General features: G+C 60.4%; 23 protein-coding genes and 1 tRNA gene. 11 read left to right on the forward strand and 13 right to left on the reverse strand.

Annotated features, from left to right (window positions below; translation table 11 throughout):
• The first annotated feature begins 92 nt into the window (after positions 1 to 92).
• From upp to hda, 3 genes are all read left to right on the forward strand, one after another.
• Complete coding sequence (upp, locus tag BN1123_RS03845; RefSeq protein ID WP_026456137.1) at positions 93 to 719, forward strand: uracil phosphoribosyltransferase; 627 nt, start codon at positions 93 to 95, stop codon at positions 717 to 719.
• Between the two features lie 141 nt (positions 720 to 860).
• The gene (locus tag BN1123_RS03850; protein ID WP_042025550.1) at positions 861 to 1,880 is read left to right on the forward strand and encodes a DUF2066 domain-containing protein; all 1,020 of its coding nucleotides are present in this window, start codon (positions 861 to 863) and stop codon (positions 1,878 to 1,880) included.
• A 102-nt stretch (positions 1,881 to 1,982) separates the two neighbouring features.
• Positions 1,983 to 2,684, forward strand: coding sequence for a DnaA inactivator Hda (hda, locus tag BN1123_RS03855; RefSeq protein ID WP_026456135.1), 702 nt, complete (start codon positions 1,983 to 1,985; stop codon positions 2,682 to 2,684).
• Positions 2,685 to 2,786: 102 nt separating this feature from the next.
• Here the strand turns inward: hda and aceA are convergent, their stop codons facing one another.
• From aceA to BN1123_RS03870, 4 genes are all read right to left on the reverse strand, one after another.
• Positions 2,787 to 4,100, reverse strand: a complete 1,314-nt coding sequence (gene aceA, locus BN1123_RS03860) for an isocitrate lyase (protein ID WP_026456134.1) — start codon at positions 4,098 to 4,100, stop codon at positions 2,787 to 2,789.
• Positions 4,101 to 4,173: 73 nt separating this feature from the next.
• Complete coding sequence (aceB, locus tag BN1123_RS03865) at positions 4,174 to 5,781, reverse strand: malate synthase A (RefSeq protein WP_082037455.1); 1,608 nt, start codon at positions 5,779 to 5,781, stop codon at positions 4,174 to 4,176.
• Positions 5,782 to 6,466: 685 nt separating this feature from the next.
• Positions 6,467 to 6,607: a hypothetical protein gene (locus tag BN1123_RS21630; RefSeq protein WP_197064441.1), complete on the reverse strand. Its 141-nt coding sequence runs from the start codon at positions 6,605 to 6,607 to the stop codon at positions 6,467 to 6,469.
• A 221-nt stretch (positions 6,608 to 6,828) separates the two neighbouring features.
• Positions 6,829 to 6,905 (reverse strand) — tRNA-Pro (locus BN1123_RS03870).
• Positions 6,906 to 7,130: 225 nt separating this feature from the next.
• Here BN1123_RS03870 and tadA point away from each other — a divergent pair.
• The 7 genes from tadA to BN1123_RS03905 all read left to right on the forward strand — a co-directional run bounded on the left by tadA (position 7,131) and on the right by BN1123_RS03905 (position 15,711).
• Positions 7,131 to 7,685 (forward strand): tRNA adenosine(34) deaminase TadA, encoded by a 555-nt coding sequence (gene tadA / locus BN1123_RS03875; RefSeq protein ID WP_042025457.1) that lies wholly within the window; start codon positions 7,131 to 7,133, stop codon positions 7,683 to 7,685.
• Positions 7,686 to 7,903: 218 nt separating this feature from the next.
• Complete coding sequence (locus BN1123_RS03880) at positions 7,904 to 10,141, forward strand: ABC transporter permease subunit (RefSeq protein WP_042025459.1); 2,238 nt, start codon at positions 7,904 to 7,906, stop codon at positions 10,139 to 10,141.
• Between the two features lie 16 nt (positions 10,142 to 10,157).
• On the forward strand, positions 10,158 to 11,807 hold the full coding sequence (gene pstA, locus BN1123_RS03885; protein WP_042025460.1) for a phosphate ABC transporter permease PstA: 1,650 nt from the start codon (positions 10,158 to 10,160) through the stop codon (positions 11,805 to 11,807).
• Between the two features lie 198 nt (positions 11,808 to 12,005).
• Complete coding sequence (gene pstB, locus BN1123_RS03890) at positions 12,006 to 12,824, forward strand: phosphate ABC transporter ATP-binding protein PstB (protein ID WP_042025461.1); 819 nt, start codon at positions 12,006 to 12,008, stop codon at positions 12,822 to 12,824.
• Between the two features lie 102 nt (positions 12,825 to 12,926).
• Positions 12,927 to 13,637, forward strand: a complete 711-nt coding sequence (gene phoU / locus BN1123_RS03895) for a phosphate signaling complex protein PhoU (protein WP_042025462.1) — start codon at positions 12,927 to 12,929, stop codon at positions 13,635 to 13,637.
• 188 nt (positions 13,638 to 13,825) lie between these two features.
• Complete coding sequence (gene paeA / locus BN1123_RS03900) at positions 13,826 to 15,148, forward strand: polyamine export protein PaeA (protein ID WP_042025463.1); 1,323 nt, start codon at positions 13,826 to 13,828, stop codon at positions 15,146 to 15,148.
• Between the two features lie 20 nt (positions 15,149 to 15,168).
• Positions 15,169 to 15,711 (forward strand): hypothetical protein, encoded by a 543-nt coding sequence (locus BN1123_RS03905; RefSeq protein ID WP_042025465.1) that lies wholly within the window; start codon positions 15,169 to 15,171, stop codon positions 15,709 to 15,711.
• 57 nt (positions 15,712 to 15,768) lie between these two features.
• On the opposite strand, the gene BN1123_RS03910 is transcribed toward BN1123_RS03905, so the two are convergent.
• Positions 15,769 to 16,614, reverse strand: a complete 846-nt coding sequence (locus BN1123_RS03910) for a sterol desaturase family protein (RefSeq protein ID WP_042025466.1) — start codon at positions 16,612 to 16,614, stop codon at positions 15,769 to 15,771.
• Between the two features lie 194 nt (positions 16,615 to 16,808).
• On the opposite strand from BN1123_RS03910, the gene BN1123_RS03915 reads away from it, so the two are divergent.
• Positions 16,809 to 17,600: a substrate-binding periplasmic protein gene (locus BN1123_RS03915; RefSeq protein WP_042025467.1), complete on the forward strand. Its 792-nt coding sequence runs from the start codon at positions 16,809 to 16,811 to the stop codon at positions 17,598 to 17,600.
• A 109-nt stretch (positions 17,601 to 17,709) separates the two neighbouring features.
• On the opposite strand, the gene BN1123_RS03920 is transcribed toward BN1123_RS03915, so the two are convergent.
• The 8 genes from BN1123_RS03920 to BN1123_RS03955 all read right to left on the reverse strand — a co-directional run bounded on the left by BN1123_RS03920 (position 17,710) and on the right by BN1123_RS03955 (position 25,703).
• Positions 17,710 to 18,453: an amino acid ABC transporter ATP-binding protein gene (locus BN1123_RS03920; RefSeq protein WP_042025468.1), complete on the reverse strand. Its 744-nt coding sequence runs from the start codon at positions 18,451 to 18,453 to the stop codon at positions 17,710 to 17,712.
• Complete coding sequence (locus tag BN1123_RS03925; RefSeq protein ID WP_042025469.1) at positions 18,437 to 19,396, reverse strand: amino acid ABC transporter permease; 960 nt, start codon at positions 19,394 to 19,396, stop codon at positions 18,437 to 18,439. Before BN1123_RS03925 ends, BN1123_RS03920 begins: the two co-directional genes overlap by 17 nt.
• Before the next feature lie 98 nt (positions 19,397 to 19,494).
• A complete protein-coding gene (locus tag BN1123_RS03930) occupies positions 19,495 to 20,295 on the reverse strand; it encodes a transporter substrate-binding domain-containing protein (RefSeq protein ID WP_026457279.1) in 801 nt (266 codons plus the stop codon).
• A gap of 392 nt (positions 20,296 to 20,687) precedes the next feature.
• Entirely contained in the window at positions 20,688 to 22,022 is a 1,335-nt protein-coding gene (gene uhpC, locus BN1123_RS03935) for an MFS transporter (RefSeq protein WP_042025471.1), read from the reverse strand.
• Positions 22,023 to 22,050: 28 nt separating this feature from the next.
• Positions 22,051 to 23,571, reverse strand: coding sequence for a signal transduction histidine-protein kinase/phosphatase UhpB (gene uhpB / locus BN1123_RS03940; protein ID WP_042025472.1), 1,521 nt, complete (start codon positions 23,569 to 23,571; stop codon positions 22,051 to 22,053).
• A complete protein-coding gene (gene uhpA, locus BN1123_RS03945) occupies positions 23,568 to 24,158 on the reverse strand; it encodes a response regulator transcription factor UhpA (protein ID WP_042025474.1) in 591 nt (196 codons plus the stop codon). Before uhpA ends, uhpB begins: the two co-directional genes overlap by 4 nt.
• A 180-nt stretch (positions 24,159 to 24,338) precedes the next feature.
• The gene (gene rnk, locus BN1123_RS03950; protein WP_026456481.1) at positions 24,339 to 24,734 is read right to left on the reverse strand and encodes a nucleoside diphosphate kinase regulator; all 396 of its coding nucleotides are present in this window, start codon (positions 24,732 to 24,734) and stop codon (positions 24,339 to 24,341) included.
• A gap of 228 nt (positions 24,735 to 24,962) precedes the next feature.
• Positions 24,963 to 25,703, reverse strand: coding sequence for a substrate-binding periplasmic protein (locus BN1123_RS03955; RefSeq protein ID WP_042025476.1), 741 nt, complete (start codon positions 25,701 to 25,703; stop codon positions 24,963 to 24,965).
• Positions 25,704 to 25,723: the final 20 nt, after the last annotated feature.

A 25,723-nucleotide genomic window follows, 5' to 3' on the forward strand; every position in this document is an offset into this window, starting at 1 on the left:
CGTTTGCGCATTTTTGCGCGGAAAAACTCTACAAGCGGCGGCTTTTGTTGTATGATTCCGCGATTTTTTTGCGGCAGTTAGAGGAGATAATAATGAAAGTCGTTGAAGTCAAACATCCCCTGGTCAAACACAAGATCGGTCTGATGCGTGAAGGCGATATCAGCACCAAGCGTTTCCGTGAACTGGCCAAAGAAGTGGGCAGTTTGCTGACCTACGAAGCGACCTCTGACTTCGAAACGGAGAAGGTTACCATCGATGGCTGGAATGGGCCAGTAGAAGTTGACCAGATCAAGGGCAAGAAGGTCACAGTCGTGCCCATCCTGCGTGCCGGTCTGGGCATGATGGACGGCGTGCTGGAGCACATGCCGAGCGCTCGCGTCAGCGTGGTCGGCATCTACCGCGATGAAGAGACCCTGCAGCCGGTGCCTTACTTCGAGAAGATCGTCAGCAACATCGACGAGCGTCTGGCCCTGGTTATCGACCCCATGCTGGCCACCGGCGGCTCCATGATCGCCACCATCGACCTGCTGAAAAAGAAAGGCTGCCACTCCATCAAGGTGCTGGTGCTGGTTGCCGCCCCGGAAGGGATCAAGGCGCTGGAAGCCGCTCACCCGGACGTGGAGCTGTTCTGTGCCTCCATCGACAAGGGGCTGAACGAGAAGGGCTATATCGTCCCGGGCCTGGGCGATGCCGGTGACAAGATCTTCGGCACCAAGTAAGCCGATGCAATCAGCCGCCCCTGTTCGGGTGAGCGGCATTCCGAGCCGGCGTTCTGCCGGCTCTGTTGTTTCTGGCAGCCTTGCTGCATGGCGCGCCTTGCCGCTACCATAGCCACAGGCTCCCAGTTCGAGATGATATTCATGTTCAAACGCGCAATCACCGCTCTTTGTTGCGGTCTCTCCTTCATGGCCTCTGCCGCCCAGGTGACCGATCTCTATCAGGGCAAGGCGCCCACCAGCGGCGATATGACGGCGGCCCAGTCCCAGGCGTTGGGAGAAGTTCTGGTCAAGGTGACCGGCAAGCGGGACATCCTCAGCCAGCCAGCGGTAGCCAAGGCGTTGGCGGCTCCCGGCGACTATGTAAAGAGCTACGGCTATCAGGATCTGGATTCGGTCAAGTATCTGAAGGCCGAATTCAAGAGCGACAAGGTCAACCGGCTGGTGGCCGACAGCCAGTATGCCCTGCTGGGCCCGGTTCGCCCCCAGGTGGCGATCTGGCTGGTAGTGGATCAGGGGGAGCGCCGCCTGCTTGCGGATCAATCCGCCGATGGTTGGGCCAGGGCCCTGCGTGAACAGGCCCAGACACTGGGGCTGCCAGTCAGTATTCCGCTGATGGATCTGGACGACAACATGGCAGTCAGTGCGACCGATGTGTGGGGCCGTTTCGCCGATCCCATCCTCAAGGCGAGTCAGCGCTATGGCGCCGAGATGGTGGTGTTGGGCAAGCTGACGCCGGAAGGGGAGAAGTGGAACATCGACTGGGGTCTCTACGGACCCAAGGCCGGTGGTGAGGTGGCCGAGCTGACCCGGGGCAATGGTGCTGGCTCCCAGGCCGAGGTGGCACAGGGCTTTGCCGATACCCTGGCAGGCTGGTTGGTGAAAAACTATGGTGCTCGCGTCTCGGGGCCGGCCTCCAGCCAGAGTCTGGTGGTGAGTGGGCTCTCCGACGTGGACAGCATGATCGCCGTGCAGAAGATGCTGCAGGGGATGGCCAACGTGAGCAAGGTAGAGATTGGCAAACTGGAAGGGGACCAGGTCACCTTCAATTTCACCCTGCAGGGTGATCAGGCCGAGTTGGCCCGCATGCTTCAGCTCGAGAGCCGCCTGCATCGGGTTGACGATAATGGCAGCGCATTGCGTTACCAATGGTCGCAGCCCTGATTTTATAAGGCTTTTGTATACCGCCCGGCTTGTCCGGGCGGTTCTCTATCCGGCCCGGCGATGATACACTTGGTAGCAAATGTCACAGTCAAAGCCTAACGAGTGAAGCAACCGGCCCAACTGTCTTTAGCCGTACAACTACCGGACGATGAAACCTTCGTCAGTTTTTATCCCGGCAACAATGCTCATCTGATCACCGCCCTCAAAAATGCGGCCATTGGTCAGGGGGCACCTTTCCTCTATTTCTGGGGAGCCAAGGGGTCGGGGCGTTCCCACCTGCTCCATGCGACCTGTGCCGAGGTCAACGCCCGCGACGCAGCCGCTGCCTATCTCTCCCTCGATCAGTTCGAACAGCTGGATCCCAGCATGCTGGATGCCCTCGAGAGCCTGCCGCTGGTCTGTCTCGACAGCCTGGAAGCCATCGCCGGCAATGCCTTGTGGGAGCGCGCCCTGTTCGATTTTTACAATCGTTGGAAGGAGAAGGGCGAGGGAACCCTCATCGTGACCGGCTGCAGTGCGCCGCGCAAACTGGGGCTGCAACTGCCGGATCTCGCCTCCCGCCTCGACTGGGGGGTAAGTTTCCATCTCGATGAGCTGGATGATGAAGGCAAGCTCAGTGCCCTGCAGCTGCGTGCCGAGCTGCGGGGCTTCAAACTGCCCATCGACGTGGGTCGTTTCCTGCTAAACCGCCTCTCCCGCGACATGCGCACCCTGCTCACTACCCTCAATCAGCTCGACAACGCCTCATTTCGCGCCAAGCGAAAGCTCACCATCCCCTTCGTCAAAGAGATCCTCGAGCTCTGATACCCCCGTCACGTTTGGTGACTCTCTTTGGTGTGAGCTGGCAAGCGGACAAAAAGAAACCCCGGCATCAGGCCGGGGTTTTTGATTGCTGCCGTCAGATGATCAGTGGAACTGATCCTCTTCGGTGGAACCCGTTAAAGCGGTCACCGAGGATTGGCCACCCTGGATGACGGTGGTCACCTTGTCAAAGTAACCGGTCCCCACTTCCTGCTGGTGCGCCACGAAGGTGTAGCCACGCTCGGCAGCGGCAAACTCGGGCTGCTGCACCATCTCGACATAGTGCTTCATCCCTTCGCCACGGGCGTATTGGTAGGCCAGCTCGTACATGTGGAACCACATGTTGTGGATGCCTGCCAGGGTGATGAACTGGTACTTGTAACCCATGTCGGACAGCTCCTGCTGGAAGCGGGCGATGGTGGCATCGTCCAGGTTCTTCTTCCAGTTAAAGCTCGGGGAGCAGTTGTAGGCCAGGATGCGATCCGGGAACTTGGCCTTGATCGCTTCGGCAAACTTGCGTGCCTCGTCCAGATCCGGTTTGGCGGTTTCACACCACACCATGTCGGCGTAGGGGGCGTAGGCCAGACCACGGGCAATCGCCTGATCGATGCCGGCACGTACCTTGTAGAAGCCTTCGGCAGTGCGCTCACCGGTCAGGAAGTCGGCATCATAAGGATCCGCATCCGTGGTCAGCAGGTCGGCCGCGTTGGCGTCGGTACGAGCGATCACCAGAGTAGTGGTGCCGCAGACGTCGGCTGCCAGACGGGCTGCCACCAGTTTCTGCACCGCTTCCTGGGTCGGGACCAGCACCTTGCCACCCATGTGGCCGCATTTTTTCACGGAAGCCAGCTGATCTTCGAAGTGAACGCCGGCGGCGCCTGCCTCGATCATTCCCTTCATCAGTTCGAAGGCGTTCAGCACTCCACCAAAACCGGCTTCGGCATCTGCCACTATGGGCAGGAAGTAGTCGATGAAGCCCTCATCCTGCGGCCCTACCTTGTTGGCCCACTGGATCTGGTCGGCACGGGCGAAGGAGTTGTTGATGCGCTCCACCACCGACGGCACCGAGTTGGCCGGATAGAGGGACTGATCCGGATACATGGTGGAGGAGAGGTTATTGTCCGCCGCGACCTGCCAGCCGGAGAGGTAGATGGCCTCGATGCCGGCTTTGGCCTGCTGCACCGCCTGGCCGCCGGTCAGGGCGCCGAGGCAGTTCACGTAACCTTTTTTGGCCTCGCCGTGGATCAGTTCCCACAGTTTGTCGGCGCCGCGTTGGGCCAGGGTGTGCTGCGGCTGCAAGCTGCCGCGCAGGTTCACCACGTCCTCGGCGCTGTAGCCGCGCTTGATCCCTTTCCAGCGGGGGTTTTGGGCCCAGTCTTTCTCGATAGCCTGGATCTGTTGCTCACGGGTCAGTGCCATATCAGTTCCCTCTTTCATTGATTTCACGTTTCCATTGACTTGTTATTGGCGAGCCCCCTCCGGGGCCCGTGATTCAGAGCCGCTCGTAACCGGGCAGCGTCAGAAAATCGATCAGGGTATCAGCGCAGGTGATCTGCTCCATCAGCTCGCTCGCCTCGGCAAAGCGACCAGCCTGCCAGCGGGCCTCACCCACTTCGCGTTTGACCACCTCCTGCTCTTCGGCCAGCATCTGGCGGAACAGATCCTTGGTCACCACCTGGCCGTTGGAGAGGCTCTTGCCGTGGCGGATCCATTGCCAGATGGAGGTGCGGGAGATCTCGGCGGTGGCGGCATCTTCCATCAGGCCGTAGATGGGTACGCAGCCGTTACCGTTGATCCAGGCCTCCAGATACTGCAGGGCAACCCGGATGTTGGTGCGCATGCCAGCTTCGGTGCGCTCGCCCTCGCAGGGGGCCAGCAGGTCGGCGGCAGTAATGGGGGCATCCTCTTCACGCAGCACGCCGATCTGGTTCTGTGCACCGGCCGGGATGGCGGCGTTGAACACCGCCATAGCGGTATCGGCCAGCCCCGGGTGGGCGACCCAGGTGCCGTCGTGGCCGTTATCGGCTTCACGCTGCTTGTCGGCATGCACCTTGGCAAAGACTTGTTCGTTGACCGCCGGATCCTTGGCCGGAATAAAGGCCGCCATGCCGCCCATGGCGAGGGCGCCGCGCTTGTGACAGGTCTTGATGAGCAGACGCGAGTAGGCGGAGAGGAACGGCTTGTCCATGGTCACTACCTGGCGATCCGGCAGGACGCGATCCGGGTGATTCTTGAGCGTCTTGATGTAGCTGAAGATGTAGTCCCAGCGGCCGCAGTTGAGGGCGACGATGTGATCCTTCATCTGATAGAGCAGTTCGTCCATCTCGAACACCGCCGGCAGGGTCTCGATCAGCACGGTGGCCTTGATGGTGCCGCGGGGCAGGCCGAACTTGTCTTCGGTCCAGGCGAACACCTCGCTCCACCAGCGCCCTTCGAGGTGGCTCTGCAGCTTGGGCACGTAGAAATAGGGGCCGGAGCCTTTAGCCAGCAGCGCCTGATAGTTGTGCAGGAAATAGAGGGCGAAGTCGAACAGGCCGCCGGGGATGGGGGCTCCATCGAAGGTGACATGTTTCTCCGGCAGGTGCAGACCGCGCACCCGGCAGATGAGCACGGCCGGATCGGCATTGAGGGTATAAGCCTTGCCCTCGGGGCTGGTATAGGCAATGGTGCCATTCACCGCATCGCGCAGGTTGATTTGACCCTCGATCACCTTGTTCCAGGCCGGCGCCAGGGAGTCTTCGAAGTCAGCCATGAAGACCTTGACGTTGGCGTTGAGGGCGTTGATCACCATCTTGCGCTCGACCGGGCCGGTGATCTCCACGCGGCGATCCTGCAGGTCAGCGGGGGTGCCACGAATGGTCCAGTTTCCCTCGCGGATGTGGGCAGTCTCCGGCAGGAAGTCCGGCAGCTCACCGCCATCGATGCGAGCCTGACGGGCCACACGTTGTTTCAGCAATTCGTCCCGCTGGGGGGCAAAACGTTCCACCAGTTCGGATACCAGGGCCACTGCGTCCGGCGTCAGGATTTGCGCGTAATCGGGAAGCATGGCGCCCTGGATGCGAAGGCGTGCGCTGCAGTGGGTCTGGGCTGGTGCCGACATAAGATTCACTCCTTTGAGAATTACATTTTGAACTTATTAACTACGACTAAAGTCGATCCCTGTTCCTGTAATCTTCCCGTAACAACGGGATAACACGTTTCATACGGTGCGAAATATTGCCGATTGCGTCAACAACTTTTTTTAAACGCCCGTTTTTGGGTGATGATTAACTTTATGTTTTTTAATGATTTATGTGGTTGGTATAAAAGCTCTACGCAGATGGTTATGCTTCTGCTTTTCATCGCGGGGTGATGGGTAATTCGGTCTGGTGAAAACAGGCATGCCATGTAATTTATTACGTAATAAAATTACAAATGCAAAAACAAATCCCGACCTTACTCCAAGCTTTTGAAAAACAGTTGTATTAATTTAGTTTGAAAGCCTCTATGCAGCCTCAGGCCTTTCTGGCTATTGCTGATGAACGTCTGTTTTAAACTAAATGACCATTAATGGGTATGAATGGCGCAGGTTGCCATCCTGGTGGAAAGTGAAGGGCAATAACGTAGGTTTGTATCAGGTGATGAGAAAAATGTCAGGAGAGCAGGGGGGCGACATATTGGTGGATAATCCTGCGATTATATACCGATGTAGTGATTTGTCGTTTTTTGTGTGCACACTCTCAAATCGGGGGAAAAAAGGCCATAAAGGCCTGTCGTGAAGTGCATGGCGATGTCCCCGGAAGGGATTAGTACTCCTCTTCCGGCTCTGCCAGATCGATCACATCCAGTTGAATGACCTGCACATCTTCATGTGCAGCGGGGCAGGTGGTGTCTTGGGGGACGGTAAAAAGCGCGATGGTGGGGCTGGTCTCTGTGGTCTGTTTCATGCTTGGTCCTTGGTTGAACGCAAGCCGGTGTGTGATCCCTTCACCGATTTTCCACCTCCTTGTCTCGCTACCGGCGGAAAGTCGCGCATATTAATGAGTTCACATGAAAGATTCAAGCGGTTCTGTATGTTTTTTGTTCCTGCGAAGTGAGGATGGCAGTCGATAGAAACTGCGGGCAAAAAAATAGCCCAGTCGTTTGACTGGGCTATTTCGGGGAATGATGGTCGGCGTGAGAGGATTTGAACCTCCGACCCCTGACACCCCATGACAGTGCGCTACCTGGCTGCGCTACACGCCGACAAGGTCAGTCTGAGCTGACGGGGAGGAAGTCTAATGTTCTGGCGCTATGGGTGCAACTCCTTTTTTATCATAGAGATGCCGACTGCTTCTTTCTTGTGCAACCAAGATGCAACTTGGGCCTTGCGGCCGGATTTGGCATAATCGCCGTCCCGTCATGGGCGTCTATTGTGAAAGGTGCTTCGAGCCGGGGCAGAGACATAGCAATCAATCAAGAGAGGCATGGGTGGAACCATCAGCAGTCGCCGCAGTGCAAACACCGACAGAGCTGGCACAGGCAGAGCAGGACGAACACTGGATGCGTCACGCCATGGCATTGGCGGCCAGAGCCGAAGGGATCGGCGAGATCCCGGTCGGGGCCGTGCTGGTGTTGGGTAATGAGGTGATCGGGGAGGGCTGGAACCACTCCATCAGCGAGCACGATGCCTGCGCTCATGCCGAAGTGATGGCCATCCGCGCCGCCGGACAGCGCCTTGAGAACTACCGCCTGCTGGATACCACCCTCTATGTGACTCTGGAGCCTTGCTGCATGTGCGCCGGCGCCCTCATTCATAGCCGGGTCAAGCGGGTGGTGTACGGAGCGCGGGATCTGAAGACGGGGGCGGCTGGCTCTGTGTTCGAGATCCTGCAGGACCCGCGTCATAACCACAGGGTGGAATTGACAGGGGAGGTGCTGGCAGAGGCCTGCTCGGCTCAGTTGTCGGCCTTTTTCAAGCGCCGCCGCGCCGAGAAGAAAGCCGCCAAGCAGGCATTGCAACAATCCATCGGCTCATCCAGCTGACCCGTAGGGGGGAGGTTGCCTCCAGCCTCCCACGCGACGCTTGTCAATTATACCTTTTCAAACAGCCTGTTAGCCTTGCCAATGTGGGTAAAACCTGACCCACCTTCGATGCTGTAAAATCCCCTCCTACTGCCGTTGTAAAAGCGGTTTCCATGTAACAAAACTGTCATGCAACCGCCATATAATGCCGCCAAGCCTAGCTCACATTGAGGTCTTGCATGTCATCGGAATCGATAAACTTAGGTATGGCGGGCAGCAGAAAGCGCCGTATCAAGGATAAGTTGGCCAAATACGGGGTCACCACGGGGGGAGCCCTGGTACTGGTGGCCCTGCTGCTTATTTTCTTCTATCTGCTCTATGTGGTGAAGCCCATCTTCAATGGCGCTTCCATGGAACCGACCGCCTCATTTTCGCTGCCTGTCGAGGGCAAGACCGCCTGGCTCGGCGTCGAAGAGCAGAACGAGATCGGCTACCGCTTCAGCGACAAGGGGCAGGTCGACTTCTTCGCCCTCCAGGCTGAAGGAGAGGTCAAGGTTGGCCAGATACTGGGCCAGGATCGGGTCGCAGGAGAGGTCACGACCGTGGCCGCACCGGCGCCGGGCCAGAAGTTCATCGCCTATGGCTTTGCCGATGGTAAGGCCCAGGTGGTGCAGCCCTACTTCAAGGTCTCCTATCCCAAGGACGTACGCGTCATCGAGCCCAGCCTGCAATATCCGTTTGGCAAGGAACCCATGGTGATCGATCCCGAGGGCAAGGCGCTCTCGCGTATGGTGTTCGAGGCCACCAAGGACAAGATGGCAGCTGCCGCCGTGACCGAAGATGGCCGCGGCGTGCTGATGGTGATGAGTGGTGAGGAGAACTTCCTTTCCGGCGAGGTGGAGTGGAGCACCCAGAACTACAGCATTCCCTCCCTGCCGCGCCATGTGGATCAGATGTTGCTGACTCCCAACCTGCGCATCCTGTTCGTGCGCGAGGGCAACCGTCTCTCCGTCTATGACATCCACAACCTGAGCGAGATCTCCCTGCGCGATGTCATGGAGGTCAATGCCCCCAATGCCAACGTGACCCGAATTGATCTGCTCTCCGGCGCTTCTTCATTGCTGGTGGGCAACGACAACGGCGTCATCTCCCAGTGGTTCGAAGTGGCCAAAGATGGCAAACGTGAATTCACCCAGATCCGTGATTTCAAGAGTGACGGCGCCGTCGACCTGCTGACGCCGGAACATTTTCGCAAGGGCTTCATCAGTGCCGACAAGAAGGGCGACATCAATTTCTTCCACGCTACCGGCGAGAGCAAGCTGCTGAGCGAGAAGGTGGAAGGGGGCGAGCTCTCTGCCCTGGCCATTTCGCCGCGTCACAATCTGTTGCTGATGCAGCAGGGCGAGACGCTCAAGCTGTTTGCCGTCGAGAACGATCACCCCGAGGTAACCTGGTCCGCCCTGTGGCAACAGGTGTGGTATGAAGGCTACCCCGAGCCCCAGTATGTGTGGCAGTCCACCTCCGCCAGCAACGACTTCGAAGCCAAGCTGAGCCTGGTGCCGCTGGTGTTCGGTACCCTCAAGGCCTCCTTCTACGCCATGGTGTTTGCGGTACCGCTCGGCGTTGCTGGCGCCATCTACACCGCCTACTTCATGTCGGCGGGGCTGCGCAAATACGTCAAGCCGACAGTCGAGATCATGGCGGCGCTGCCGACCGTTATCCTGGGCTTCCTGGCTGGTCTGTGGCTAGCGCCCATCATAGAAGGGGCCCTGCCCGGCGTGGTACTGCTGCTCATCCTGCTACCCATGGGGATGCTGCTCACTGCGTTGGTATGGAACTATCTGCCGGAGCGCGGCAAGTCCTGGTTGCCGGAGGGGTGGCACGCCATCCTGCTGATCCCTGTGCTGCTTTTCATCGGCTGGGGGGCCTTCGCGGTGAGCCCGCTCATCGAGAACGCCTTCATGCACGGCGATTCCCGGATCTGGCTGACCCATGACATGGGTATCAAGTTTGATCAGCGCAACTCCCTGGTGGTCGGTATTGCCATGGGCTTTGCGGTTATCCCCACCATCTTCTCCATCGCCGAAGACGCCGTCTTCTCGGTGCCCAAGCATCTGACCCAGGGATCCCTGGCCCTCGGTGCCACGCCGTGGCAGACCCTGAGCCGGGTGGTGATCCTGACCGCGAGCCCGGGCATCTTCTCGGCGGTGATGATGGGCCTTGGCCGCGCCGTGGGCGAGACCATGATAGTGCTGATGGCCACCGGCAATACTCCCATCATGGACTTCTCCATGTTCCAGGGGCTGCGCACCCTGGCCGCCAACATCGCGGTGGAGATGCCGGAGTCGGAAGTGGGCAGCTCCCACTATCGGGTGCTGTTCCTCGCGGCCTTCGTCCTGTTCGTGTTCACCTTCTTGTTCAACACCCTGGCCGAGTTCATCCGTCAGCGGTTGCGTGAAAAATACAGCTCTCTGTAAGGACCAAGGAATGACAATGGGTAAGTGGTTTAAATCAGGGGCCCCCTGGATCTGGATGACCGGCGGTGCCGTCAGTCTGAGTCTGGTCGCGGTACTGGGTCTGTTGCTGCTCATCGGCTGGCGCGGTCTGGTCTACTTCTGGCCTCACCCCATCTATGAGTGGCAGCTGATCGATGCCAATGGCAACAAGAGCGTGCTGATCGGCGAGATCAACGATCGCGAGCTGGTGCCGGTGGAGCGGCTGCGGGCCGCCGGCCTGCCGCTGGAAGGAGAAGAGCGCGAGCTGCTGACCCGCTATCTGGTCAAGACCGGCAACCGCGAGTTCGTTGACCTCGATTTTCGCTGGGTGCTGGAGACCGACATCAAGTCCCAGACCCAACCTGCCGAACTCGCCATGGTGGAGCGCGCCACCAACGGCAACTTCTACGGCTACATCGTCGGGGTGAAGGAGGATGGTCGCGAGCTGACTGCAGATCTGCACCCGGCCCTGCAGCGTGTGCTGGCCCGCGCCAACGGGCTCTCTGAACAGGCCAATGACCTGCAAAAAGGGGACATCGGCAGCATCAACTATCAGCTGGAGCGGCTGCGTCTGAAAGAGCGCAAGGCCGAGCTGGATGATCAGCTGACCGACGAGCTCAAGGCCCAGCTGGCGAGCGAGCGCCAGGCGCTGAACGATCGCTATCAGGTGCTGGAGAAGGAGCTCTTCTCCCTGCGTGCCCAGGCGGACAGAGATAGCATCACCGTCAAGGACATGCGTGGCGAGCTGGTGACCATGCCCATGTCCAAGGTGCTGGACGTGGTGTGGCCCAACGACATGAGCCTGCTCGCCAAGACCGGTTACTGGTTCCATCAAATCGGCAAGTTCATCTCCGACGATCCCCGTGAGGCGAACACCGAGGGCGGCGTCTTCCCGGCCATCTTCGGCACCGTCTTCATGGTGTTCCTGATGGCGATCATCGTGACCCCGCTCGGCGTGGTGGCGGCGGTCTACCTGCACGAGTACGCGGGCAAGAACAGCCTGACCAAGATCATCCGCATCGCGGTGATCAACCTGGCGGGCGTGCCCTCCATCGTTTACGGCGTGTTTGGTCTGGGCTTCTTCGTCTACACCCTGGGCGGTTCCATCGATGCGCTCTTCTATCCGGAAGCGCTGCCGAGCCCGACCTTTGGCTCTCCCGGTGTCATCTGGTCGGCGCTGACCCTGGCCATCCTGACCCTGCCGGTAGTGATCGTTTCCACTGAAGAGGGGCTGGCCCGGATCCCCAGCACTATTCGCCAGGGCTCTCTGGCGCTGGGGGCCACCCAGGCCGAGACTCTGTGGCGCATCGTGCTGCCGATGGCGAGCCCGGCCATCATGACCGGCCTCATTCTGGCGATTGCCCGTGCAGCCGGTGAAGTGGCCCCCTTGATGCTGGTGGGGGTGGTGAAACTGGCGCCGACCCTGCCGATGGATGGCAACTTCCCGTACCTGCACGTGGAGCGCAAGTTCATGCACCTGGGCTTCCACATCTACGACGTCGGCTTCCAGAGCCCCAACGTCGAGGCGGCGCGACCGCTGGTGTATGCCACCTCGTTCCTGCTGGTGACGGTGATCGTCGGCCTCAACCTGACGGCCATCGGTATTCGCAACCACTTGCGGGAGAAGTTCCGTTCTTTGGAGCATTGATGATGAACCTGACGGACATCACAGGCATTCGCAACCACCTGCATGAGAAATTCCGGTCGCTGGAACATTAATCCGGCCACCCAGAACAGACCAGGCGGTCGATGGCACTCTGACAAAAGAGGCCATGGCCGCCACCCGAGGATCCCGGTCGCTGGCACAACGGAGGCCAGCCACCCCAGAGCGTTTTTGAGGTAACAGATGATCAACGTAACGACACCGTCGAGCCAGCACACCACGCTGGATCTGCTCAACCTGAGCCCGGCCCAGACTGCGCTGGAAGTGAAGGATCTCAACCTGTACTACGGCAGCAAGCAGGCGCTGTTCAACGTCAACATGAAGATCCCGAAAGGGCAGGTGACCGCCTTTATCGGCCCGTCCGGCTGTGGCAAGTCCACCTTGCTGCGCTGCATCAACCGGATGAACGATCTGGTCGAAAGCTGCCGCATCGATGGCGAGATCCAGCTGCACGGCCACAACATTTACGACAAGAGCGTCGATGTCTCCGCCCTGCGTCGTCAGGTGGGCATGGTGTTCCAGCGTCCGAACCCCTTCCCCAAGTCCATCTACGAGAACGTGGTCTACGGCCTGCGCCTGCAGGGCATCAACGATCGGCGTACCCTGGATGACGCGGCCGAGCGCTCCCTGCGCGGCGCGGCCCTGTGGGAGGAGGTGAAGGATCGTCTGCACGACAACGCCTTCGGCCTTTCCGGTGGTCAGCAGCAGCGTCTGGTGATTGCCCGGGCCATCGCCATCGAGCCGGAAGTACTGCTGCTCGATGAACCCACCTCGGCGCTCGATCCCATCTCCACCCTCACCATCGAGGAGCTGATCAACGAGCTCAAGAGCCAGTTCACCGTGGTGATCGTCACCCACAACATGCAACAGGCGGCGCGGGTGTCGGATCAGACCGCCTTCATGTACATGGGCGAGCTCATCGAGTACTCGGACACCAACACCATCTTCACCACCCCGGCCAAGAAGAAGACCGAAGACTACATCACCGGCCGTTACGGCTAAGGCCTGACCGGAGCCATGAGGATGAGCAAGATGAGCATCAACAAACAGATTACCGGTCAGTGCAACGGCTAGGGCATAATCGGAGCAACAAGGATTATTTGTATGGACAATATGAACCTCAACAAACATATCTCCGGTCAGTTCAATGCCGAGCTGGAGGGAGTGCGCAACCAGGTGCTGGTGATGGGCGGCATGGTGGAGCAGCAGCTCACCGACGCCATCGCGGCCATCCACGATCAGGATCTGGAAGCGGCGCGCAAGATCGTCGCCAACGACCACAAGGTGAACGCGATGGAAGTGGCCATCGACGAGGAGTGCACCCGCATCATCGCCAAGCGTCAGCCCACCGCCTCCGACTTGCGGCTGGTGATGGCCATCATCAAGACCATCACGGATCTGGAGCGTATTGGCGATGTGGCGGACAAGATCGCCCGCATGCTGACCGACAACGCCAACAAGCCCCAGCCGCCGCTGGTGTCGCTCGAAAATATGGGCCGCCGTACCATCAAGATGCTGCACGACGTGCTCGACGCCTTCGCCCGCATGGATCTGGATGCGGCGCTGGCGGTTTACAAGGAAGATGACAAGGTGGATCGGGAGTACGAGTCCATCATTCGTGAACTGATGACCTACATGATGGAAGATCCCCGTACCATCCCCCAGGTGCTGAACGTGCTGTGGGCGGCGCGGGCCATCGAGCGGGTGGGTGATCGCTGCCAGCACATCTGCGAATACATCGTCTATTACGTCAAGGGCAAGGACGTGCGTCACACCAAGACGGACGATCTGGGCACCCTGTTGGGGAAAAGCTGACCCGATATGAATAAAAAGGCGCGAAAGCGCCTTTTTTTATTGCATCGAAGGACAGAGTAAGATAAAGCGCATCGCTGGTCGTTTTCTGATAGAATAGCCCCCTTGTGAGTCCCGGATGGACTCACGGTCCGGCCTCCCGGGCCCAGTTTGCCGTCTTGTGCTAAGGCGGCTGTTGCAATAGGTTAATCATGAGTTTTGCCGATAGTTTGTTCTTTCTGATGCTGCTGGTCGCCGGCAGCGTGTTCTTCTCCCTTTCCGAGATCTCTCTCGCCGCGTCCCGCAAGATCAAGTTGCAGGTGATGGCGGACGAAGGCAATCGCCAGGCCGAAAAGGTGCTGGCACTGCAGGCTCAGCCGGGCAACTTTTTCACCGTGGTGCAGATTGGTCTCAATACCGTCGCCATCCTGGGCGGTATTTTGGGGGAATCCTCACTCAACCCCGCCATCAAGGAGATCGTCTCCGGCTTCTATCAGGGCCCCTGGCTTGGCGAGATCAGCTCGGGCATCTCCTTCGTGTTTGTCACCGGCATGTTCATCCTGCTGGCCGACCTGATGCCCAAGCGCCTGGCCATGACCATGCCCGAGCGGATCGCCGTGGTGGTGGTGCGCCCCATGATGTTCTTCGTCGCCGTACTGTTGCCACTGGTGTGGGTGTTCAACGGGCTGGCCAATACCCTGTTTCGCATGCTGCGCATCTCGACGGTGCGCCGTGACGAGATCACCTCTGACGACATCTATGCGGTGATGGATGCAGGCGCCGAGGCCGGCGTCATCCAGCGCGAGGAGCACCAGCTCATCGAGAACGTGTTTGAGCTGCAGTCTCTGTGCGTGACCTCCGCCATGACCGCGCGCGAGAGCCTTATCTACTTCACCCTGCAAGAGGGGGAGGAGAGCATCAAGGCCAAGATCGCCGAGCATCCCCACAACAAGTTTCTGGTATGTGACCACAACCTCGACAGCGTCAAGGGCTTCGTTGATTCCAAGGAGCTGCTGATCCGCGTCATCGGTGGCCAGAACATCGATCTCAACAGCGGCTCCCTGGTGCAGAGTGTCATCATTCTGCCCGACACCCTGAACCTCTACGAGGCGATGGAGTACTTCAAGAACCATCGTGGCGACTTCGCCGTGGTGATGAACGAGTATGCCCTGGTGGTGGGGATCGTCACCATGAACGATCTGATGAGCACCGTCATGGGTGAGTGGGCGACCCACGTGGTGGAGGAGCAGATCGTCCAGCGCGACGAAAACTCCTGGCTGGTGGACGGGGTGACCCCCATCTCCGACGTGATGCGCGCCTTCGATATCGAAGAGTTCCCGGAAAACCAGAACTACGAGACCATCGCCGGTTTCATCATGTACATGCTGCGCAAGATCCCCAAGCGGACTGATTCGGTCAAATATGCCGGCTACAAGTTCGAAGTGGTGGATATCGACAGCTACAAGATTGACCAGCTGCTGGTCACCCGGCTGGATCCGGTGGTGGCAGCCGAGAAGCCCGCGCAGGAATCGTAAAAGGATCGACACAAGGAGTCATGAAGATGCAGTCTCATTCCCGTGCGCTGGCCTGTGTGGCGCTCGCCCTGACACTGGGTGCCTGTAGCCAGAGCGCGCCGCAAAAGGCGGCTGTGGCCACCAGGCCCACCGCCCCCAAGGCTGCCGTGGTGGTGCCGCAGCCGGATCCCGATGCCGTGGTGCAAAGCGCCATGGCCGAGCCGAGCCCCATCTTTGATGAGGAGTATCACGGCCCGGATCAGGGCTCTCTGGAGTCGGTGACCGCCCTGTTTGCCCGCGGCTATATCGAGTCGGCCATGCGCGAGACCATGCTGGCGGCGGTGCACAACGACTACCCGCTGCTCGGCATGCGGGACGTGCGTCTGACCGATCCGGTTTCCAAGTTCCTCACCTCGGCCCAGGCCCGTACTACGGCCCACGACTACCTCTACGCCGGGGTGCAGCGTCGCCTGGGTCGTCCCCTGAGCCCGGCCCAGTGGGAGCAGATCTGGCAAGGGTTGCCCCAGCAGGGAAGGGTCTCCGACTGGGTCAAACAGACCAAGCGGATACTGGCAGGGCGTTGAGTCGTCCGAACGTCATGTTGCAACAAGGCCACCTTAGGGTGGCCTTGTTTTTTGTCGTCAACGGTCGGAAGAGGCCGGCCCCGCCGGCTTGCCAAACAGCACCTTGAGTCTGACGCGCCAGGGCAGGCCACGGGCGTCCCGCAGCATGTCGCGCCACTCGTGAAAGGTGAGGGTGAGCGGGTTGAAACTGTGGATGGGCTTGGTGATGCCAAAGCGACACGGCTCGGCGGGGTCTTCCTCGACGAAGGTGCCAAACAGCCTGTCCCAGATGATGAGCACACCGGCGAAGTTGCGGTCTATGTATTTGGCGTTGCTGGCGTGGTGCACCCTGTGGTGGGAGGGCGTATTGAAGACCCACTCAAGGCGGCCGAGTTTGCCCACCACCTGGGTGTGGACGAAGAACTGAAAACCCAGGCTCAAGAGTACGGTGGCGACCACGGCTTCGGGTGGAAAGCCGATGAGGATCATGGGGATCCAGAACAGCCACATGCCGGAGACCGGATACATCAGGCTCTGGCGAAAGGCGGTGGAGAGGTTGAGCCGCTCCGAGCTGTGGTGCACCACGTGGGAGGCCCACAACCAGCGCACATGGTGGCTGGCGAAGTGGAACAGCCAGTAGCAGAGATCCTGCAGCAAAAACAGCAGCAAGAGGCTCCAGGCGTTGAGCTCGATGTCCAGCAGACGCCATCCCCACAGGGCGTCATACAGGTAAGCGATGGCGATGGCTGCCAGGGCGTCGCTCCCCTGGTGCATCAGGGCCAGGGTGGCGTTGGCGAGGAGATCCCGCCACTGGTAGGTCGCGGTGGGAAAAGCGGCGCCATGGCGTCGCAGATAGAGCATCTCCCAGCCGATAAAGGCCACAAAGACAGGGGAGAGGTAGAGCAAGAGCAGTTGCACATCCATGTCGGGTATCCATCCAGAGCAATTGCTCTCCAGCATAAAGGATGGATGTCATCTTTCATTAACAATTTGTCCCGTTATCCGCACGGCCAGGTTGGCAAGCGGCGCCAACTCGCCAGCAATGAGGGATGGCGTCCCTGACGGTCCGGCGCAGTGACTATGCTTGGTGGAGCTTTCTACCTCTGGAGTAGCAGACGATGCGGCTGTGGTGCTGTTTGTTGATGGGGGTCTGCCTGCTGGCGCAGGCCAAGACCCGGGTCGAGATCCTGGCCGATGCCAGTTATCCGCCCTACTCCTGGCAGGAGGGAGAGGAAGTCAGGGGCATCTATGCCGACATAGTGCGCCAGGTGACCGCCTCCATGGAGGAGTACGAGGTGGTGATCAAGCCAGTCCCCTGGCGACGGGGTCTCAGCATGATAGAGCAGGGGGCGGCCTTCGCCATTTTCCCGCCCTACTATATGCCGGACAGCCGGCCCTGGATCTGGCCCTATTCGCAACCCATGCTCGATGAGGAGCTGGTGGTGATGTGTGGTGAGGGCGTGGCGGTCAATACCCCGCAGGCCCGTTTTCCCGGCGATTACCAGGGCCTTCGTTTTGGCATCAACGCAGGGTTTGCCATCGGTAGCCCCCCCTTCTGGCAATTGGTGAAAGAGCGCAAGATAGAGGTGGAAGAGGTGAAGGGCAACCGGGAAAACCTGCTCAAGATAGTCCGGGGGCGGGTGGATTGTACTGTCAATGATCGCCTCTCTTTGCTCTTTGAGCTGCTCGACATGATCCAGAACAACCAGCTGGCGGTGGCCGATATGTCGCGGCTCAAGCAGGGGCCCGTGATCAGTCGGGAGCAGGGGTTTCTCGGCTACAGTCGCAAGGGGGCGTTTCCCTTCAGGGAGGATTTTGCCGGGCAATTTGACAAGGGGCTCTACCAGTTGAAGAAACAGGACGGGATCAGGGCCATCGTCGAGAAATATCTGGGAAAGTCTCCACGCTGAACTGGTAACCGGCGCAAATAGGTTCAGCGGGAAAATGGCCGGGATCCGGACGGCAAAGAGGGGCAGTTTGGCCCCTCTTTCTGTTTTTCTTCTCCGGTTGTCCGGTTTGCTAGAGCACCTGGCTCAGGAACTGGCGCAGCCGCGGGGAGGAAGGGTTGTCGAAGAAATCCCCCGGTTTTTCGTCCACCAGCAGTTCGCCGCTCTCCATGAAGAGCACTCGGTCGGCTACCTCGCGGGCAAAGCCCATCTCGTGGGTCACCACCACCATGGTCATCCCTTCCCGGGCCAGCCCCTTCATCACGTCCAGCACCTCGCCGACCATTTCGGGGTCCAGCGCACTGGTGGGCTCGTCAAACAGCATAATGCGCGGCTGCATGGCGAGCGCCCGGGCGATGGCCACCCGCTGCTGCTGGCCGCCCGAGAGCTGGGAGGGGTAACTCCGGGCCTTGTTCGAGAGCCCTACTTTCAGCAGCAGGTTTTTGGCTCTGTCCTCGGCATCCTTGCGCGACAGACCCCGCACCTTTTGCGGGGCGAGGCAGATGTTGTCCAGCACGCTCAGATGGGGAAAGAGGTTGAAGGACTGAAACACCATGCCCACCTCTTCCCGCAACTTGTTGACGTCGCCAGGCTCGGTCAGGCTGATGCCGTCGACCACGATCTGGCCATCGTTGATGGTCTCCAGCTGGTTGAGGGTGCGCAGGAAGGTGGATTTGCCAGAGCCGCTGGGGCCCACGATCACCACCACTTCCCCTTCGGCCACCTGGGTACTGACGTTCTTCAGGGCATGCACCTCGCTGCCATAGAACTTCTCCACGCTGGCCGCTTTGATAATGGGATCAGTTGCTGCGCGCATGTTGTACCTCCAGACGACGCACCAGGAAAGAGAGGGTGCCGGTGAGCACCAGATAGAGCAGGGCCACGGTGAACCACACTTCGAACGGGCTGAAAGTGGAGCTCACCACTTCGCGACCCGCCTTGGTGAGATCCGTGATGGAGATGACCGAGACCAGCGACGAGTCCTTGATGAGGTTGATGAACTGGCCGGCCAGGGGCGGCAGCACCCGCTTGAAGGCCTGGGGCAGGATCACGTAACGCATGGTCTGGGCCGAAGTCATCCCGAGGCTGCGGCCAGCCTCCATCTGCCCTTTATGGATGGAGCTGATGCCGGCACGCACGATTTCCGCCACATAGGCACCGGTAAAGACGGCAAGCGCCGCCACCCCGGCGGTGAAGCGGTCGAGGTTCAGCACAGTGCCGATGAAAAAATAGACGATGAAGATCTGCACCAGCAGCGGGGTGCCACGGATGAGTTCCACATAGGTAACCGCCAGGTTGCGCAGGGCCGGATTGGGGGAGAGCCGCGCCAAGCCGGCCAGGGTGCCGAGCAGGATGGCGAACACCCCGGCCACCAGGGAGAGCTTGACCGTGACCCAGACGCCCCAGGCGATGGGGCCAGCGGTCCAGCTCAGTTGAATGTCGAGGGCGTCGCCGCGAAAGACGGTATCCCCTTCGGCGACCTGGGCGCCACGGGTGGCGATGGGTTGGCGCTGGTTGGGGTCGAGATCATCTTGCAGGAACAGTTTGCCCTTGTCGGCCTCGGTGGTACCGGCAATCACGGTGCCGTCGAACTCGGCATAGTTTTTCTGCTCCGCCTGATAGGCGATGTATTGGGGAATACGCTCCCAGCGCCAGGTGTAGTCAATGGACTGGACCGCTTTATAGATGCCGAATATGGCTGCCAGCACGATCAGCAGAAACACGCCGTGCCAGAGCAGCTGGTTGGGCTGCTTTTCCATCTGTCTTGTCGGTTTGGGGATGTGCACAGTCACAACCTCTTCTCGTTATTGTTGGGGGAGGAGCGGGGTGCGGGGGCGGCATGCCGCCCCCCGGGAGGTTATTTCAGCTGGTTCAGCCAGGTAGTGGATTCGAACCACTTCTTGTAGAGGCGGTCGTAGCTGCCGTCGCCCTTGATCTGGCGCAGGTAGTTGTTGAACCAGTTGAGGGTGTCCTGATCCCCCTTGCGGATGGCCCAGGCCAGCGGTTCGAAGGTGAACGGCTTGTCCAGGTGCACCACGGCTCCCTGATTCTGGGAGGCGAAGATGGCGTTGTAGGGCAGGTCGTAGACAAACGCGTCGACCTTGCCGTTGATCACTTCCAGCTTGGCGTCATCCTGGGTTTCAAACTGCAGCAGGGTGGCTTTGGGGATCAGGCGCTTGACCGCCTGCTCGCCAGTGGTGCCCAGCTTGACCGCGATCTTGTACTTGGGATCGTTCAGATCCTGGAACGACTTGATCTCGCCCGCTTTATCCTTGCGCAGGACGATGGTCTGGCCAACGACTATGTAGGGATCGGCGAAGTTGACGCGCAGGTTGCGCTGGGGGGTGACGGTCATGCCGCCCATGATGACGTCGAACTTGTTGGTCAGCAGTGCCGGGATGATGCCATCCCAGGCGGTGTTGACGAACTCGACCTTGACGCCCATCTCCTTGGCAACCATCTTGGCCAGATCCACGTCAAAGCCGATGTACTGGCCCTGCTTGTTGGTCATCTCGAACGGCTGATAGCCGGCGTCGAAGCCGACTCGCAGCACACCGCGCTCCAGCACGGCATCCAGGGTAGAAGTGGGGGCTGGGGTCGGGGCCGCACTGGCCAGCCCGCAAAACAGCAGGGTAGAAAGAAGCAGTTTTTTGATCATAGTGACGTCTCTGTCGATGTTGTGTTCGGCCTTGAACCTGATCCCGTGCGACTCCGTGGCACAAGAGACTGCTGCATCCGGCAACAGGCAAGACAGGATGAATGTCTTGAGCGGAGCAAAAGCCCCATATGAGATGCTATGAATAACGAAGTGAGTGAAAAATGTACCAAAACCGAATTGTGTCAGAAGACTCAAGAGGTTAGAGGCATTTTTTGCTCATGGCTTCACTCATAAAATCACACGAAAACAACATATCTATCTAATAGAGTGGGTTCAAGCGCAAAATGTGTTCGAGGGCCATTGAGGCCAAAAGAGGAGACAATTGAACCGCCCCATCATCATGGAGAGCCTCGATTGAATTCATGCATGGGAGGGCGGGCACGGTGCGAGATTCAGGGGAGGTCGACTTGCGCCACTCTGGGGGCCTGGGCCTTGAGGAAGGGAAGGAGCAGCAAGGCCGAGACCCCGGCGGCCACCGAGATCACCACGAAGAAGCCGTTCCAGTGCCAGATCTCCATCACCTTGGCCAGGGGATAGCCGGAGAGCGCCGCCCCCATGTAGGCGAACAGGCCGACGAAACCGGTGGCCGCTCCCGCCGAATTCTTGTGGGAACACTCCGCCGCCGCCATGCCGATCAGCATCTGGGGGCCGAACACGAAAAAGCCGATGGTGAAGAAGCAGGCCGCCTGCATCACATAGCTGAAGAAGGGCATCAGCCACAGCGACCCCACCGAGAGCAGTATCCCCACCGCGAAGATGAGGTTCATGGGGCCGCGATTGCCGTTGAACAGCTTGTCCGACCCCCAACCCGCTACCAGAGCGCCGATAAAGCCCCCCACCTCGAACATGGAGATGGCCGAGTTGGCGCTCATCAGATCGAAGCCGCGTTGCTCCGTCATATAGAGGTTACCCCAGTCATTGATGGCGGTGCGCACCACATAGACCAGCACGTAGCAGCAGGCGAGCAGCCAGATGTAAGGGTTGCCCAGCACATACTTGCGCAGGATCTGGCGATGGGAGAGACCCGCATCCTGGGTCTGCTGGGCCAGCTCCATGACATCGTTGCGCCACACGCCCACCGTGGGCAGCCCCATGGCGCTCGGGGTATCCCGCAGCCGCCAGCAGAGGAACAGCCCCGCGACGATGGCGATGAGGCCGGGCACTATCATGCCGTAGCGCCAGCCATGCTGCAGGGCCAGGGTGCTGACGATGAGCGGGATCAGGGCCCCGCCCACGTTGTGGGCCGTGTTCCAGGCCGACCACCAGACCCCGCGTTCGCTGCGCGAATACCAGCTGGTGAGCAGCTTGGAGCAGGGGGGCCAGCCCCAGCCCTGGAAGAAGGCGTTGGCGACCCAGAGGGCGGCAAACAACAAGAGGGACGACGAGAGGCCGAACAGGATATTGATGACCCCGGTCGCCATCAGGCCGAGGCCCATGAAGTAGCGCGGGTTGGCCCGGTCGCTGATGATGCCGGAGAAGAACTTGGAGCAGCCGTAGGTGATGTAGAACAGGGTCCACATCATGCCGATGTCGGCCTTGTCCAGCATGCCGTTTGTCAGCATGTCCGGCATGGCGAAGTTGAAGCTCTTGCGGGTGAAGTAGAAGACCGCATAGCCCAGATACATGGTCAGCAGCAGGTGCAGCCGCCAGTGGCGATAGGTGGCGTCAATCTCGGCCTGATCGCGCAGAGGCGGCCGGGGCGGCGCGCTTCTCATAAAGCTCAGCATGGGACGGCGCTCCGGTGACCGCGGGGGGTTAATCATGGGCCTCCTCCCGCCTGCGGCTGGGCAGATTGACGGTGAGCTGGGTACCGTGGGTGCAGGAGAGTTGCAGGCTGCCCCCCAGTGCCTGCACCCGCTCGCGAATGCCGAGCAGACCGTAACCCTGCGCGGGGCTAGGCTGGGGCAGGCCGCGGCCGTCGTCCTCCAGCACCAGTTTCAGCTGCTCGCCGCCTTGGCTGGCGCGGATGGTGACCGAGTGGGCGTTGGCGTGTTTCACCACGTTGTTGAGCCCCTCCTGACAGACCCGAAACAGGGTGACCCGCTGGGCGTCGGAGAGATCTGCGTCGGGCAGCTGCCACTCCAGTCGGGTGACGATGCCGTGGCGATCCAGCTCCAGTTCTCTTAGCAGGGCGCGCACCGCCTGCTCCAGACTCATATCGTCGAGCTGGCGGGGGCGCAGCCGGCCGAGCAGGGCGCGTACCGCGTCATAGATGCCGAGGGACAAGGTCTCGATGAGGGCGCTGCTCTGGCCCACGCCGGCGTTGTCCGGTGCCAGTCGTCGCACTATGCCCGCCTGGGTGCGGATGGCGGTGATGGTCTGGCCGATGTCATCGTGCAGCTCGCGGGCCACTTCTTTACGGATGCTCTCCTCGGTTTCCAGCAGCCGCTCGGTGAGCTGGCGATTGTGGGCAAGCTGGCGGGTCAGCGCCTGGTTGAGCTCCCGCTGGCGCTGGATGCCGGCGCCGAGCAGCAGGCCGGTGAGGCTCTGGGCCAGCAGGGAGAGCAGCAAGTCCAGCGGATGATCGTGCCAGGCCTGGCTCGCCAGCAGGGCGATGGTGTTCATCAGGGTGGCGAGCAGAGCCCCCTGCCAGCCGTAGCGCCAGGCCATGGCGATGATGGGAATGGCCAGACAAAACGGGGTGAAGCGCACCAGGGAGTTGGGTAGCCCCAGCTGCAACCAGAGGCTCAGCACGAACAGCAGCAGATACCAGATCAGGTGGTGAAAGCGCCAGTCCACCGGCTGATCCACCAGGGCAGGGCCCAGCGGCACCCAGGTGGCACGGGTCAGGTAGTGCCAGATCAGCATGCAGGTGGAGGTGAGGGTCAGGCCGCCAGTCAGGGTGAGCAGCAGGGCGGAGAGGCCATCCTCCCCGGCCAGATGCCAGAGTAGGGATTGCAGCAGGGCTGCGGCGGTGACCGTCGCCAGCAGTAGTAGCAGTTGCTGCCAGTCGTTGCGTACCTGCTGACGGCGGGCGATGAGCAGCGGCAGCAGGGTGAGCAGGCTGCCTGCCATCAGCCAGGGCCAGTGGGGCAGCCCCACCTCGAGGTTGAGCCAGTAGAGCAGCCCCCCTTCGCACAGCAGGATCGGCGGCCAGTAGGCAGTGGGGCTTTGCAGCAACAAACCGAGGCGCAGGCCAAAGGGGAACAGCAGTACCGCCAGGGCCGGGCCTCCCGCCAGGTGCAGGCTGATGCTCCACAGGCAAAACCAGCCGGCGGCAAAGATGAAGCAGGCCGCCAGGATGATGGCGACGTAGCTGGCCAGACGCGGGATCACCAGCTGTCCAGCATGCGGTGGGCCAGCTCCACGTTATTGCTGACCTTGAGTTTGTCCATCAGGTTGGCGCGATGCACGTGCACCGTCTTGGGGGAGAGGCCGAGGCGCTCGGCGATGCTCTTCACCTCCAGTCCCTGGGCCAGCAGCTGGGCTATCTCCCGCTCCCGGTTGGTGAGAGGATCCCGGCTGCTGCTGGCGAGCTTCTGGGCGATGTCCGGGGTGAGGTAGCAGCCACCCAGGGCGGCGGTGCGCACCGCGGCGATCAGCTCGTCCGGGCTGCAGCGTTTGGAGAGAAACCCTTTGGCCCCGCTCTGCAGCGCCTGCTCGATGAGGGCCGGACTGTCGTGCACCGACAGCATCACCACGGCAAGGCCGGAGGGCAGTTGCTTGAGCAGCTCCAGCCCGGATTGATCCGGCATGGAGATGTCGCAGACGCAGACCCGGGCGCCGCTGCCGGGCAGACCGGCCAAGGCGTCGCTGGCGGAGCCGAATTCGGCGACCACCTGCAGATCGGGCTCCAGATTGAGCAGTTGGGCAAAACCGGATCGGACGATCTGGTGATCGTCGATGAGGGCAATCTTAATCATGATGTCAGCCTGAAATTCGGGGCGTCATGACCATGACGCGGCCAACAAGATACCTGCCCGGCGGGTCAGGCTCAAGCCGCAGTGGGAGTGAAAGGAGGAAAGCGCCTCTCTGTCGGCGCAAAGCTTGATCGGGATCAGTTGGTGCGGGTGGGTCGTGCTGCCCGGACCCGCACCGAGGGATCAGCGGTGCAGCTCGCCTGCGCGCTCCGGCTGATAGACCACTTCGAGGATCTCCACCTGAATGGTGCGACCGGCAGGGCCGGGCCAGGCGATGCTGTCACCGACTTTCAGCCCCAGCAGGGCGCTGCCGACCGGCGCCAGCACCGAGATGTTGCTCTCGTCCCCTTTGGCATCGCGGGGATAGACCAGATTGAGGCAAAACTCGTTGCCGCTGCTCTGCATCTTGAAGCGCACCGTGCTGTTCATGGTGACCACGTCCGGCGGCATGTCGGCCGGCTCGCGGATCTCGGCGCGATCCAGCTCCTCTTGCAGGGCCAGGTGCTGGGGGTGGTTGCCGAGCAGCTGTTCGATACGATCCAGGTCCAGGCTGGAGATGACGAGATGAGGTTGTTTCATAGGATATTCCTTATCAATGGGTTAAATGACCAGGATGGCAGGCAAGCTGGTCGAAATTCGGATGTCAGTGCTGAAAAAAAACAGACGGGAAACACCATGCCCCCTGGCGACTCGCGGCCGAAGGAGCGAGGCGGGGGCTTAACAGGGTGTGAGCAAACAGGGAGAAATAACGAATATTTTCATGTGGATACCATAACCATTCTGATCACCCTTGGCAACCGGATTGGATTATCTGACGGGGGCCTGATAGTGGTACTGCTTGATGATCCGCGCCAGGCTACCGTCTGCGCGCATCCGGGCCAGGGTAGCCTGCCAGCGCCGCTTCTGTTCGGCAGGAAACGCCTTGTTGGCAGCGACGAACAGGGAGGTGCTCATCAGGGTCTCCCCTCGTACCAGCCGGGCCTCGTCATATCCACCAAGCTGCTGGTTGTAGAGGATGGTGTTCCAGGCTGCGACCCAGGCATTGATGCGGCCACGATGGAGCTTGTGGGCGTTGAGTACCTCGGTGGCGACCGTCTGGCTCGCGAGATTGAGTCGCTGCCTGAGCAACGTCTCGCCAAAGGAGTAGCGCAGGGTGCCCACCCGAAGGGCTGGCAGTTCCCGAACCTTGAGGGGGACGGGGTGATGACGGCGATCCGTAACGATGACGAAATCCTCCTCCAGCAGGGGGGCTATCCAGTCATAGAGGTGTTCGCGCCGGGCGCTGCGCACCGGGGGCACGAACAAGACATCCTGGCGATGGTTGGTCTCGGTGAGGGCGCGGGCCAGTGGCATCAGCTCCACGGTCAGCGGCTCCCCCAGGCGACGGGCCGCCTCTTCCATGATTTCGATGACCATGCCGCTGGGGTTGCCCTGCTTGGCACGGATCACATAAGGAGGAAGTTCTGCCGCCACCAGCACGATGGCCTGAGCAGCTAACGGGATCAACATCAGCAGCAGGGCGGTAAAGAACAGGCAGGATGTACGCATTCATCGAGTGAACCAGGGGG

This window comes from Aeromonas enteropelogenes, from assembly GCF_000819845.1.
GTDB classification, from domain to species: Bacteria; Pseudomonadota; Gammaproteobacteria; order Enterobacterales; family Aeromonadaceae; genus Aeromonas; species Aeromonas enteropelogenes.